Source organism: Actinomyces sp., assembly GCF_030530635.1.
Taxonomy (GTDB): Bacteria; Actinomycetota; Actinomycetes; order Actinomycetales; family Actinomycetaceae; genus Actinomyces.
Genome location: NZ_JAUMUL010000049.1, coordinates 1 through 14,310 on the forward strand (window position 1 = coordinate 1; position 14,310 = coordinate 14,310).

Below are 14,310 nucleotides of genomic sequence, written 5' to 3' on the forward strand. Positions count from 1 at the left end.
CGGAGGACGCTCAGCCGCAGGAGGCTCAGGCACAGGACGTGCTGCTTTCTGACACGTTCACCCGTCAGACGAGCAAGGGCTGGGGATCGGCCGACTTCGGTGGCAACTGGAGTGCCGCATACGGCGTCAGCCGGATCTCGGTGGACGGTTCAGCTGGAGTCTTGACGATGACCGGCGCGGGTACGTCGAACTCGTTGTCTTCTCCGATAATTGACGCGACTTCCACTGATTCCAGAGTTGACTTCGTCTTGGAGCAAGCGACGACTGGACCCGGGGCGTACGTCTCATATATCGGCCGGGCTAATGAATCGGGATCCTACCAGCTTGGATTCCACGTCGCCCTTGATGGGGCAGTCACGATGACTGTCTCTAAGAAGGTCGGTGGCGTTGAAACGCCGCTCGGTTCTTCGCGGTTGAATGGTTCCTATTCCGCGGGTCAAAAGCTACACGTTCGGTTCGTCGTCAATGGCGCCGAATCCACGAAGCTCCAGGCCAAGGCATGGATCGGCGATGGGGATGAGCCCGAGGGCTGGGGAGTCGATGTGACGGATGACGACGCAGCACTCGCGGCCCCTGGATCGGTTGGATTTGGAACCTTCACTTCGGGCAAGGCGGACGGATCACCGCTAACGTTGCGGGTTGACGACTTGACGGTCAGGAGGGTTGCATAACTGCGCGCAGCAGAGTTGCACAGGGAACCCCGTACACGGCAACCGTGTACGGGGTTCCCTGTATATCTGGAGTCGATTGACTCGACGGGGCGGGCATCGGCGCGCAGGGCTAGGAAAAAGGCTAGCTGACCGACACGGCGTGGGTACCGCCCGGGAGGCCACCACAACCAAGATGCTCCACTTGGAGCTGGGCTCTTTCAACAGCCGTGGCCCCCAGGATCGGGCCGGAAGCTTCACGCCTCGCCTGTGCGCAAGGCTAGCCGCGCGGGAGGATACCGGAAGTAATCTTCGACACACTTCCAAACCAGAAGAGGTGACAAACCGGCCCTGCCGTTGTGCCCTCAAATCGGAATAGCTGACTGGCCGGCAACAACTTGTGGACGACTCAGATCGGATCCTCATTCTTTGCGTTTTGTCGGCCTACTGGTGGCATGCAGATAGCGGTGGCAATAACGAGTTCCATGTAGGCGACAATGGGGCTCAGCGGGCCGAACAGGCAGTTCCATGCGACCACGATCGTGATGAAGATGATCCAGGCTCTGGAGCGCAGCGTGGCCAGAGTGCGCCCCAATGCCGTCAAGGACAGTAATATCACCCCGATTCCGAGGGCGAGGCCGGGCAGGGACAGGGCCGCCCATAGATCGGCCGCGGCCGAGTGCAGTTCGAAGTGCCCACCTCCGAACATATAGCGCATGACGTAGCCGTTATCCGGGTCGTATCCCAGTGCTCGCATGCCGTCCATGGCCACACGGACATCACTGTAGCGCGGTGCGACGCCAGCGCCGTAACCCCATGGACGATGCTCAAATAGTGCGAATGTGGCACCCATCTCGGGGCGTGCGGAGGCCAAGATGTTCGCCCCAGATGATTGCGCCGTAGTACGAGTCTGTGCAGCCTCGCCAAGTAGGCCGGAGGACGAAGCGCCAAGCACGGCCCCGATAGCGACCGCGGCCAGCACAGTGAGCAGCGACAACTGGGTCTTGAAGGCGGTTCGCGGCGACAGGTGCACGCGAGCCCAGGAGGTCATCGCCTGCCAAGCCAGAATCGCTACCGTGACCAGTAGGAACCCGATGGCGGACCGTGAGTCGGAGCGGAGATAGACAGCAGACAGCAGCATCGCAGCTAGTATTTCGGCGGTGCGGCCCAGACGATGCGCGAGTGCAAGCACCATTACGCTCGTGGGTAGGCCATAGGCGAACTTCCACGGATTAACCACCGAACTCGAACGAAGAAAAGCATCGGCCAACAAACCGAGCATGAAGCAGGCCGCGGCCAGGTCCAGGCCCAGTTCCTGCTTCGCCCAGACGATGGCTGCGGCGCCGGCGGGAATAGCGGCGGCAGCGATCAGGATCGCCAGCGCGCCGCTCGGGACGAGCATGAACTCACTGGCAGCCGCGAGCGCCAGTGCCGCACCGGTTGCTATAGCGGTCAGTGAGCACAGCACGACGGCTCCTAGCGCTCGCGAGTTGCGCGATGCCCTCCAGGTCAGCGGTAACAAGGCTATGGCTGCTACATCGCCGAGGCTCAAGCCATGAGCCAATTGCGTTCGCCACGACACGATGGCGAGTACGGCGGCGACGAGTGTTTTTCTTGATGCGGTGCTCAGACTGCTCGGCATGAGGAACGAATCAGTAGGCGGCACGAGTGCCATCGGCGGAAGGCTGTCATACGCGTCCTAGCGTAAACCCGGTTGCCGCCAACTGGAGGTGATTAGGCGGAGTGGCGAGGCCGTCCGGCTCACTGCGGGCTTCGCCCGATTGAGGACTAGGGCGAGAAACAGGCCCGACATCGCACCTAGGATCGTGCCGATGAGCCCGTGACGCAGTTTGGACGGCCCGATGAGCTGAGCTGTCGATGACGTATCCACGGGCGACAGCGTCAGGGATGCAGTTCCAGTGTCGGTCGACACGCTGAGCGAAGCGGCATGGTCGGTGAGGGCGGCAATCATCGCCAGAGTGGTGTTCTCTGCTTGTTCGGGTGATGATCCGGTCGATCTGATGACGATGAGCAGCGTGTTGCTGGGGTTCGATACGGCGACTCGTTTGGAGAGCTCCTCCACCTGGATCCCCGTGGTGTCGGAAATCTCTGCGAGGGTCGAGTGCGCTCCGGAAAGCTCTACGAGGGTGGGCGTGATGGCGGCGACCGCGCGGGTGTCGCTTGTGGCGTTACTTACACCCTCGGTGGAGGCTACGGTGAGCAGGCTGGTCACCGTCGAACGATAAACAGGCGGGCTCAGGATCGCCGTGAGCGCCCCGAACATCGTGGCGAGCAAGGACAAGGCGATGATGAGACGCCAATGGCCGCGTAGAGCCCTGACGATGTGGTCAGTGGTCATGATGCGCCTCCGGGCGGACTCGGCGAGTGCGGGTGGATCGCAACGTGCGCGGTCGATTAGGGCACCCGGCCTCCACACTACCCGGATTCTTCACCTGCTCCCCAAGCAGACGACTGCCTGGGATGAGCCAGTAGCCAGCACAGGAATGTACTTGTGCTCACGTAATGGTGTCCGGACGTCGACCGTGCCTCGAAAGCGTCCGTGGTGAGAGTACTCTTACCCGTGAGATGTGGGTGGTCCGGCGTGGACGTAACACCTGAACGAGCTGTTCACCAGCACAAACCGTAAGCTCTCGAAGGAACTCATGCGTATTCTCATTCTGTGGGCCTCGCTCGACCAGCCCAACCTCGGAGTGCGGGCGCTCGCGGTCGGCACCCGTGCAATCGCCGCGCGGGTGTTCCCGCAGGCGGAGATTCAGATCCAGGGCACGGGGCGTGGCGACGCTCCTATGTCCCTGTTCACCAGTCCGCGCGGGCTGCTCAAAGAGCGTGTTACCGGCGCGCACGACCTGTTCAACTGGCTCGCATCCTTCGACCTGGTACTGGATACTCGCTCTGGCGACTCCTTTGCTGACATATACGGCCTGGACCGCCTGCGCGCCATGTCCCGGTTCCCCGAGATCCTGCACCGCTTGGGCGTGCCGGTGGTCCTCAGCCCGCAGACCATCGGCCCGTTCAACACCAGGCGGGGTGCACACCTGGCCCGCCGCGCCCTGCAACATGCGCGGCTGGTGGCCAGCCGGGACGCCAGCTCTGCTGCCTGCGCAGCGCAGCTGGGACGGCCCGTGGACGTGGAGTCCACCGACGTGGTCTTCGCCATTGCACACCCACCGCTGGAGAAGACCCGGGATGTGATTCTCAATGTCTCCGGACTGCTTTGGGAGTCCAACCCCCATGTGGACTCCGCCCGTTACCGCCGGGACGTGCTGGCGATTGCCCGCCGTTTGCAGGCCGAGGGGCGGGAACTCACTCTGCTCGCGCACGTCGTCGGTCCGGACGACTCTGCCGGGGACAATGACCGCTATCCGCTCGCGCACCTGCGGCGTGAACTCGGAGATGTGGAGGTGATCGTACCGGTCGGGGAAGACGCCTTGGACCAGGTGCGTGACGCGGTCGGATCGGCCCAGGTGGTGTTGGGCTCGCGCATGCACGCCTGCCTGAATGCCCTGTCCATGGGGACGCCTGCCATTCCGCTGGCATACTCCCGCAAGTTCGCCCCGTTGCTTAGTGGACTAGGCTGGGAGCACGTGGTAGATCTGCGTGACGATGACGTTGTTGACCATGCTTTGGCGGCCATGGTCCGTCCGCAACTGGCGGAGGACATTGCTGAGGTAAGGCGCCGCGCCGACCGTGGCCTGACTCGTTTCACCGAAGCCCTGGGCGAGGTGCTGTGAGCGGTTCCGACTCGAGACCTCGACGGCCCGACGCGCCGGGGAACACCGGCGGCCTAGGTAAACGCGCCGCCAAGGCCGCCGGTCAGACGATCTGGACGCAGGGTCTGCGCATCCTCCTGCAACTGGGCAACGTGGTGGTACTCGCGCGCCTGCTTGATGACCGCGCCTACGGCGTGGTGGGCATGGTCACCGCGGTGGTCGGAGTGGCTACCATCTTCCAGGACTTCGGCCTGTCCACGGCGGCCATTCAGGGACGCACGCTCAGTCACGGCCAGCGCTCCAACCTGTGGTGGCTCAACACCGCCTCCGGGGCGGTGCTCACCGGCGTAGGGCTGGCCATTTCCCCGCTGTTGGCGGCTTTCTACCACGAGCCGGCGGTCGCCGGGGTATGCGCGGCCATAGCCCCCACCTTTCTCATGGCCGGGATGGTCAACCAGTACCGCGCGGACCTGAACCGCAAACTGCTGGTGGGGCGGCTGCTGGCCGTCGACCTGGCGGCGGCCGCCCTCGCCCTGGCGCTGGGGGCGTTGACCGCCGCCTGGGGCTGGAGCTACTGGGCGCTGGTGGTGCAGCGAATCGTCACGGCGCTCGTCCCCTTCGTCGCCCTGCCGCTCATCGCGGGCTGGCTGCCGCGCTGGTACGACCGGCGTGAGCCCATGCGTGCTCTGCTCGGCTTCGGCATACAGATGGCGGGGACCCAGATCGTGTTCTACCTAGCCTCCAACCTCGACTCGATCCTGATGGGCCGGCTTTTCGGCGCCGGCACCCTGGGGCTGTACAACCGCGCTGTCCAGACACTGCGCACCCCGCTGAACCAGTTCCGCCCCCAGGTCACCACACTCGGACTCTCCGTGGTGGCAAAGCTCCAGGACGACGACGAACGCACCCTGGCCTACCTGCGCCGAGGTCAGCTGGGCCTGGGATACCCGGTGTTCTTGTCCATGGGCATCGTAGTGGCCGCCGCCCCGGCAGTGGTGTCCGTGGTGCTCGGCGATCACTGGCTCAGCGTGGTCCCCTATATGCGATTGGTGGCCGTGGGGGAGGGGCTGACCACTCTGGCCGTGGTCGGTGGGTGGATCTATACCGCGCGTGGACTCGGCCGCGCCTACCTGCACTACACGCTGTTCTCCGCCGTGATACGCCTGGCCGCCATTATCATCGGGGCGCAATTCGGTGCCCTCGGCGTCGCCTACGCCTACGTGGCCAGCCCCCTGATCCTTTGGCCCATCTCCCTGCTGTGGTCAGGGCGGAAATCGGGTCTCAACACGGTTCCCCTGGTGTGGAACGGCCTGCGCATATTCGCCGTGTCCGCCCTGGCCACCGCCGCCACCTGGGGATTGTGCGAGCTGGCGTCCGCTCTACCTGCCATCGCCATCTGCCTGGTGGCCGTAGCGGGCATGAGCCTGACCATGGCGCTGCTGTGGTTGGTGCTGCCCGTGGTGCGGGCCGACATGCGCGACCTGGGGACAATGGTGCGCATGATGGCTAAACGCTGACGGCATATCACCCATCGCGCCTCCGTCGGCCTCGTACACTCCCCACCGTGCGTCTGACTGCCCTTCTGCCCCCGCTGCTGACCGACCCCGTCATCACCGCCCTGGTGACGGCGGCCGGCAGCCGCTCTCGCACCGACCGCAGCGTCGTCGTCGCCCCCGGCGCCCGACCCGCCGTCCTGGCCGCCATGGCGCTGGGGTACAGCGGCGTCGACCGCGTCACCGGGGCCGGCCCGGACGCCTCGGGCCGCCTGGCGCGCCCCGGGGCCCAAGCGGATGGGGAGGGCACGCCCCTGCTGGTGGTCACCGCCACCGGCCGGGAGGCCGATGAGCTCGCCGCCGCCCTGCGCTGCTACCTGCCCGACCCGGACGTGGCCGTCTTCCCGGCCTGGGAGACTCTCCCGCATGAGCGGCTCTCCCCGCGCGCCGACACCGTCGCCACCCGGCTCGCCGTGCTACGTCGCCTGGCCCACCCCGAGGACGGCGAACCGGCCGGCCCCGACGCCGCGCCCGACCCGTGGCGCGGCCCCGTCCGCGTACTCGTCGTGCCCGTGCGCGCCCTGCTCGCTCCGGTGGTCGGCGGCCTGGGGGAGCTGGAACCGATCCACCTGGCCGCCGGGGCGCGCGTTGACCTGGAGGAGCTGGCCGCCCGCCTGGCGGAGGCCGCCTACACCCGGGTGGACATGGTGACCGCCCGGGGCGAATTCGCCGTCCGCGGCGGCATCCTCGACGTCTTCCCGCCCACCCAGCCGCGGCCGGTGCGCGTGGACTTCTTCGGCGACGAAATCGAGTCCGTCTCCTCCTTCGCCGTCACCGACCAGCGCACCATCGCCGACCTCGGTGCCGTCACCGCCACCGCCTGCCGGGAGGTGCTGCTCACCGACCAGGTGCGTGAACGTGCCCGGAAGCTGATCAACGCGATCCCCGGCGCCGCCGACATGCTTGAGAAGCTCGCCGCCGGCATCCCGGTGGAGGGCATGGAGTCCCTCGCCCCCGTGCTCACCGACCGCATGGTGCCACTGCTGGACCTGGTGGGGGAGCGGCTCGTCGTCGTCGCCGAGCCCGAGAAGGTGCGCAAACGCGCCGAGGACTTGGCTGCCACCACCGAGGAGTTCCTCGCCGCTGCCTGGACCTCCGCGGCTTCCGGTGGCACCGCCCCCATCGACCTGTCCGCCGCCGCCTTCGCCCACCTGGCCGAAGCGCGCGCCCTGGCCCTGTCCACGAACCGCGGCTGGTGGTCCTTCACCTCCCTGAAGGCCTCCCCGGACACAACTGAACTGCCCGTGCGCGACCCCGAGAGCTATCGCGGGCGCCTGGACACCGCTGTGAAGGACATCGGCGAGCTGACCCGTGGCGGCTGGAGCGTCGTCGTCGCCACCGAGGGTCCCGGACCCGGCCGCCGCATGGCCCAGCTGCTGGCCGACGGCGGCGTGCCCGCGCGCATCGTCACCGGCCTGGACGACGCCGCCGACCTGTCCTACCAGGCCCCCGACGGCGTGGTGCGCGTAACCCAGGCCTCTGCCGGGCACGGCTTCGTGGCCGAGGGACTGCGCCTGGCCCTGGTGGCCGAGTCCGACCTGACCGGCCGCGCCCCCGCCGCGGCCCGCTCCACCAAGACCCTGCCCGCCCGCCGTACCCGCAAGAGCGTGGACCCCCTCTCCTTGCACCCCGGCGACCTGGTGGTGCACGCCCAGCACGGCGTCGGGCGGTTCGTGGAGTTGCTGCGCCGCGATGTCGGCTCCGGGCGAGGTGCAGGCAAGGAGCGGGCCACCCGCGAGTACGTGGTCATTGAATACGCCCCCTCCAAACGCGGCCAGCCCGGCGATCGGCTGCTGGTGCCCACCGACGCCCTGGATCAGGTCACCAAGTACGTCGGCTCCGACAACCCCGCCCTGAACCGCATGGGCGGCGCCGACTGGGCCAAGACCAAGCAGCGGGCCCGCAAAGCAGTGCGGGAGATTGCCGGGGAACTGGTGCGCCTGTACGCCGCCCGCTCGGCCACCACCGGGCACGCCTTCGGCCCCGACACCCCTTGGCAGGCCGAACTGGAGGAGGCCTTCCCCTACACCGAGACCCCCGACCAGTTGGCCACCATCGACGACGTCAAGGCCGACATGGAGAAGACCCAGCCGATGGACCGGCTCATCTGTGGGGATGTCGGTTACGGCAAGACCGAGATCGCCGTGCGTGCCGCCTTCAAGGCCGTCCAGGACGGCAAGCAGGTGGCGGTGCTGGTTCCCACCACCCTGCTGGTGTCCCAGCACGCCGAGACCTTCACCGAGCGTTACGCCGGTTTCCCCATCAACGTCGCCCAGCTCTCCCGCTTCCAGACCGCCGCCGAATCCGAGCGGGTGTTGGCGGGCCTGGCCGACGGGACGATCGACGTCGTCATCGGCACTCACCGGCTGATCACCGGGCAGGTGCGCTTCAAGGACCTGGGGTTGGTGGTCATTGACGAGGAGCAGCGCTTCGGTGTGGAGCACAAGGAGACGCTCAAGGCACTGCGCACCGACGTGGACGTGCTGTCCATGTCCGCCACCCCCATTCCGCGCACCCTGGAGATGGCGGTGACTGGCCTGCGGGAGATGTCCACCCTGTCCACCCCGCCGGAGGACCGCCACCCCATCCTCACCTACGTGGGTGCTTATGAGACCAAGCAGGTCAGCGCCGCCATCCGCCGGGAGCTGCTGCGTGACGGGCAGGTGTTCTTCGTGCACAACCGGGTGGAGGACATCGAGTCCGTGGCCGCCCGCCTGGCGGATCTGGTTCCGGAGGCGCGCGTGGCCTCCGCCCACGGGCAGATGCACGAGGCCCGGCTGGAGCAGGTCATCGACGACTTCTGGCACAAGGAGATCGACGTCCTGGTGTGCACCACGATCGTGGAGACCGGCCTGGACGTCACAGACGCCAACACCCTGATCGTGGACCGGGCCGACCGCATGGGCCTGTCTCAGCTGCACCAGTTGCGCGGCCGGGTGGGACGCGGGCGCGAGCGCGCCTACGCCTACTTCCTGTACCCGGCGGACAAGCCGCTGACGGAGACGGCGCTGGAGCGGCTGCGCACCATCGCCACCAACACCGACCTGGGGGCCGGCATGCAGGTGGCCATGAAGGACCTGGAGATCCGCGGCGCCGGGAACCTGCTGGGCGGCGAGCAGTCCGGGCACATCGCCGGGGTCGGCTTCGACCTGTACGTGCGCATGGTCTCCGAGGCGGTGGCCGCCTACAAGAAGTCCCTGCAGGCGGGGGACACGGGCGGAGCCGGGGCCGCCGGCGCGGACGAGGAGGACCTGGAGGACGTCGAGCTGCGCGTGGACCTGCCCGTGGACGCCACCATCCCCGAGGAGTACGTCCCCCATGAGCGGTTGCGCCTGGAGGCCTACACCAAGTTCGCGGCCGCCCGCAGTAAGGCGGATGTGGCCAATGTGCTCGACGAGCTCACCGACCGTTACGGGCCGGTGCCCGAGGCGGTGCGCCGCCTGGCGGCCCTGGCGCGGCTGCGGGCTCTGGCCGCCGAGCTCGGGGTGCGGGAGATCGTGGCGCAGGGCAAGTCGATCCGCTTCGCGCCGGTTGACCTGCCCGAGTCGGCTCGCATGCGCGTCACCCGCCTGTACCCGGGCACGGTGCTCAAGCCCGCCACCCGCACGATCGTGGTGCCCGCGCCCGGGACCGCCCGCATGGGCGGGGGCGCCATCGAGGGGGAGGAGCTGCTGCGCTGGGCGGAGGTGCTGCTGCACGCCGTCGTCGCGGGGGAGGCCGACTGGGAGACCGAGGCCACCAAGTATCGGCGTCGGCGCTGAGACCGGCACTTGTAACGCACCGGCACCGGCATCGACGATCGGACACGGAGCGTTCTAGCGAGGGTTGACCTTGATGGTTATCTCAAGCAGTCATGGGATCGGCCCCCGGGGTGTGTCGGGCAGCCGATTGTGCTGGGCGGATCTTGGCGGAGGCCGCGGTGGAATGTCCAGATTCGGCACGAACGGTGCCGGCCGCGTCGGTGGTCGCGAATAAAACGTTGAAATCATGCGGATGCCGCATCCGACTGCATTGGCATCGGCGGCGTTTGTGCCGTTTTTGGACATTTCTGGCCTCCGCCCGTCAGCACGCAGCGCGGCCGCGAGTCCTCCACGACCGTCGGCGCCCCACCTACACCCTCAGACCGGAAGAGGGTACTTTCGGTCTGAGGGCGGTGTTGGGCGTGCGGGAAGGGGTCCGCTCTGCCACGTGTCCCTACCGCCCGGGCAATGCAGTCCTTAGCAAGCTGCGATTCGTGTGCCCGGGCGCACGGAAGAGCGTCGGCTTCGCGGCCCGCCGCTGCGGAGGCAGGCCGCTTTACGGTCACGTTTTCAGCCCGATTAGAGCAACGCTGAACGACACTTGACTCGTTCTGGGCTGTGGGACGCACCACGTTCGCCTCTGTGGCGACCGTGAAAGTGGCGATATGGCGGCGAATCGGGCGTAATTGAATTGTTGTCAAGGGCGGCGTGGAGGATTCCTTTCGGTCATGCTCTGGTTGGCAGCGATTATCGGGCGCGTGTGCTGCATAAGTACCGTGCTTTAATGAGTAGCTGGTCTTGCGGAACCGCTCCGTGAGGCGGTGTCTCGAAGTCGGACTGGGTGCTGGTGTTGCACCGGATTGGAGCATCGTGAGTACAGGCGCACCTTCGGTTAACAAACGCCGGCTAACGGCTCGGGCGGTGGCGGTCGTTATCGGGGTTCTGGCTCTGCTGTTCACGGCCTTGGTGCCGGCGCGTGCGGCGCAGAACTTGGACATCGACATCGCCATCACCGCACTGGACAAGTCCGACGCCAGCGGCAACACCCAGCCGGGCTTCCTGCGCGTGGGCGACGTCGCCAAGCTTTCCTTCACCTGGGATGCCGGCGACAGCGACGTCAGCAGCGGGGACTACTTCTCCATCGACCTGGGCAGTGTTTTCAAGAACCGCGAATACCCCAATACGAACCCGATGACGGTGACGGTGGGCGGTCAGCAGGTCACCATCGGCTCCTGCCAGCTGGAGGAGCACGCCATCACCTGTACCTTCAATGACGGGGTTGAAGCTGTGAAGGAACAGGGCGGGTCGCTCCTGAGGGGCTCCGGTGAGGCCCTGCTGATCGCCGCTCAGGTGACGGACGGCGAGACCGTCGACATGGACCTCAACGGCACTACCACCGCCGTGGATCTGCCCGGGACCGGAGGCATTCGCCCGCAGACTGCACCTGCCTACGTCCCGGCTGAGTTCTCCAAGGTGGCCACGCCACTGGCGGCAACCTTCACCTTCGTGCCCTGGAGCATCACGATGGGCACCTCCCACCTGGAGACCATCCTGCCCGAGTTCGTGGCCAACGGGACCACGCAGTCCACCGTGGTCATCACCGAGGAGCTCGGTCCCGGCCAGACATTCGCAACCAACCTGAATAACTGGATCTTCCGTCGGGCCTCCTCCGCGGAGTCGGCGACCTCCCTCAACCTGGTCAATGCTGCGGGACGGGTATACAACTCTCCTGGCGAGGACTTCACCTACACCGTCGAGTTCAACGACGACGCCACGGTGGCCACCCTGACCATCACCGGAGTATTCCAACCGGACACTAACTACTCCGTCAGCGCACCGGGCGCCATCAACAACGGCACCGCTGTGGAGGGCGTGATCTACAGCAACTCCGCCACCCTGGAGGGTGCTGACGTCACCGCCAACGCCGAGCGCTATTACACCGACTCCTTCAAGATGGCAGTCGAGCTGGCCAGTGGCTTCGGCGGTTTCGAGATCACCAAGTACCTGGGCGGCCAGGCCCTTGATGAGATCACCGCGGGCACTACCTTCGACGTCCGGGTGGCCTACACCCTGCCTCAGGCCGCCGACGAGTACGTCGGCTGGACCCCGCCGGGAACTCTGAACGACGATGGCGTCACCGGAACCACCACGCTCACGGTGACCATGGGGAAGGCGACCGTTTACCCCGGTTCCTTCCCGGCCGGAACCCAGATCACCCTCAGCGAGGACCCGGCCACCGCCTCTCCGGATGCCTCCGCCTACGAGTGGGGGAGCCCGGTGTTTCGGATCGGCGATCGCGTGACCGACACCTTCACCGTTGGGAACCGGACCTCCACGGCGCTGGGCCTGACCAACACCGCGGACTACAAGCCGGGCACCCTGGCAGTGGCCAAGACCGTGACCGGCTTGGAGGCGGCCGCCCCCAGGACGTACTCCTTCAGCTATACCTGCAACAACGGTCTGACGGGAACAATCACCGACGTGCCGGGTGATGGCGTGCCTGTGGAGGCGAACGCCGTCATTCCCGCCGGCGCCTCCTGCACCGTCACCGAGGACGTCGACGCCGCGGCCATGGATGGCTACGACCTGGATGCCCCCGCGCCGGTCACCGTCACCGTCATCCCAAGCGGGCAGGGAGTGACGAGGGCGGACTTCACCAACGCGTTTACCCGCCACACCGGCACCTTCTCCGTGGCCAAGTGGGCGACCGTGAACGACGACTCGTGGCTGGAGCCCGCGGTGTTTGGGGACGCCACTCTCCGGGAGGCTGCCTCCGGTGTCCAGGAGGCCGCCTTCGAGGGTGACACCTTCGATATTGACTACACCTGCACCACACCCGAGGGCGGGGAGGTCACCGGTACGCTGCAGGCCACCGGTGATGGGCGCGCCGTGGGCGGCCCCACCCTGCCTGTGGGCACCACCTGCACCATCAGCGAGTCCGAGCAGACCGCCCATCGTGACGGCTACAACGTCTCCAGCTCCATTTGGCCTCCTGAGGTGACCATCACCAAGGACACCACCGCCGAGGTTGTCGTTTACAACACCTACACGCCCCTGACCGGTGGTTTCCAGATCTCCAAGGAGGTCACCGGTGACGGCGCCGGGCTGGCCGACTCCCAGACCTACGCCTTCACCTACACCTGCACCGGGCTGGACGGTTCCACGACCACTGACACCGTGGAACTGGCATCCGGGGCGACGACGGCGATCACCGACGTGCCCGTGGGCCACTGCACCGTATCCGAGGCGGATGCCTCTGTGGAGGGGACCGACTTGGCCACCACCTGGACCGTGAACGGCAACGAGGTCGACGGCGAGGTGGGCTTCGACGTCACCGACGGGAACACCGTCATCGTGAAGGCCACCAACGAATACAGCGTGCACCGTGGCGGCTTCTCCGTGACCAAGGCCGTCACCGGCGTCGATGGCGCCGATCTGTCCGCCAAGGAGTTCGGCGTGACCTACACCTGCACTGATGGGACCACGGGAGAGCTGGTGCTGAAGGCGGATGGGCGGTCGGTGGCCGGCCCGCAGGTGCCGCTGGGGACCAGCTGCACCATCAGCGAGGACGCCGCTTCGGCCTCCTTGCCCGGATACAATCTGAAGGAGCCCGACGATCAAACCGTTTCGATCACTGCTCGAGGGCAGAACACGGACTTGACCGTTACCAACGCCTACACCCGCCAGGTCGGTTCCTTCGCCATCTCCAAGGCGGTTGATGGAGACGGTGCCTCTCAGGCCCCGGAGCAGTTCTCCTTTGACTACACCTGCACGGGCGCCGACGGGGCCAGGACCACCGGTACCGCCAGCACCAAGGCGGGTGACAGTGTCCTGGTTGAGGATGTGCCGGTCGGATCCTGCACGATCAGTGAGCAGGACGCCGCCGTAGACGGCACGGATCTGCTGACGCAGATGGCAGTGGACGGCGAGCCTGAAGTGGGGTCGCAAGCCTCCTTCTCGGTGGCTGAAGGCGATACCGTGGCCGTGGTAGTCACCAATAGCTACACCCTCCACCGCGGCGGCTTCCGCGTGAACAAGACCGTGGAGGGACTGGCCGGTGACGCCGTAGCCGCAGAGGGGCGGGACTACTCCTTCACCTACACGTGCACCGTGCCCGGGGGTGGGGATGTCAGTGACCAACTGACCGTTCCCGCCGATGGGTTCGCGCCCGGGCCGATTCTGCCGCTGGGATCGCAGTGCGCGGTGTCGGAGGATGCCGATTCGGCGCAGATCGAGGGATACATCCTGGCCGCAACCGAGGCTCAAACGGTTGCAATCGACGTTAAGGATGAGGTGAAGGACCTGGACTTCACCAACGTCTACACCAGGAAGGCTGAGCCGACTCCCGGGCCCACGGTTGAGCCGTCTGTGGAGCCGAGTGCGGAGCCGACGCTCCAGCCGACGACGAGCCCCTCGCAGGGGTCGGCGGGAGGTGGGAGCCCGCTGGCCAAGACGGGTGCGACTGTGTTGATGCCCGCGATGTGCATCCTCGCGGCGGTCGTGGCCGGTTCCGTTCTAGTGCGGCGTCGGAGGGCGTAAGAGCCGGTAATGGTGCCCCGGTCCGGCATGATGCGTCGGCGGGACTGGGGCGCCGTCTGGCCGCCTTGGTGGCGAGGCCGTCGCTCAACAAAGGTTGTCT

6 protein-coding genes and 1 pseudogene are annotated in these 14,310 nt (G+C 66.7%); 5 read left to right on the forward strand and 2 right to left on the reverse strand.

Going from position 1 to position 14,310, the window contains the following annotated elements:
* A pseudogene (locus Q4A20_RS10920) lies at positions 1–671 on the forward strand (hypothetical protein); the annotation flags it as partial.
* A 385-nt stretch (positions 672–1,056) separates the two neighbouring features.
* On the opposite strand, the gene Q4A20_RS10925 reads toward Q4A20_RS10920, so the two are convergent.
* Entirely contained in the window at positions 1,057–2,115 is a 1,059-nt protein-coding gene (locus tag Q4A20_RS10925; RefSeq protein ID WP_303122906.1) for a hypothetical protein, read from the reverse strand.
* A 231-nt stretch (positions 2,116–2,346) separates the two neighbouring features.
* Positions 2,347–3,006 (reverse strand): YveK family protein, encoded by a 660-nt coding sequence (locus Q4A20_RS10930; protein ID WP_303122907.1) that lies wholly within the window; start codon positions 3,004–3,006, stop codon positions 2,347–2,349.
* Between the two features lie 304 nt (positions 3,007–3,310).
* Here Q4A20_RS10930 and Q4A20_RS10935 point away from each other — a divergent pair, with 304 nt between their 5' ends.
* From Q4A20_RS10935 to Q4A20_RS10950, 4 genes are all read left to right on the forward strand, one after another.
* Positions 3,311–4,399, forward strand: coding sequence for a polysaccharide pyruvyl transferase family protein (locus Q4A20_RS10935; RefSeq protein ID WP_303122908.1), 1,089 nt, complete (start codon positions 3,311–3,313; stop codon positions 4,397–4,399).
* Positions 4,396–5,895 carry a lipopolysaccharide biosynthesis protein gene (locus Q4A20_RS10940; RefSeq protein WP_303122909.1) on the forward strand — a complete coding sequence of 500 codons (1,500 nt, stop codon included), beginning with the start codon at positions 4,396–4,398 and terminating at the stop codon, positions 5,893–5,895. The genes Q4A20_RS10935 and Q4A20_RS10940 overlap by 4 nt, the downstream gene beginning before the upstream one ends.
* 47 nt (positions 5,896–5,942) lie before the next feature.
* The gene (mfd, locus tag Q4A20_RS10945) at positions 5,943–9,692 is read left to right on the forward strand and encodes a transcription-repair coupling factor (protein WP_303122910.1); all 3,750 of its coding nucleotides are present in this window, start codon (positions 5,943–5,945) and stop codon (positions 9,690–9,692) included.
* 900 nt (positions 9,693–10,592) lie between these two features.
* The gene (locus Q4A20_RS10950) at positions 10,593–14,210 is read left to right on the forward strand and encodes a DUF5979 domain-containing protein (protein WP_303122911.1); all 3,618 of its coding nucleotides are present in this window, start codon (positions 10,593–10,595) and stop codon (positions 14,208–14,210) included.
* Positions 14,211–14,310 lie beyond the last annotated feature (100 nt).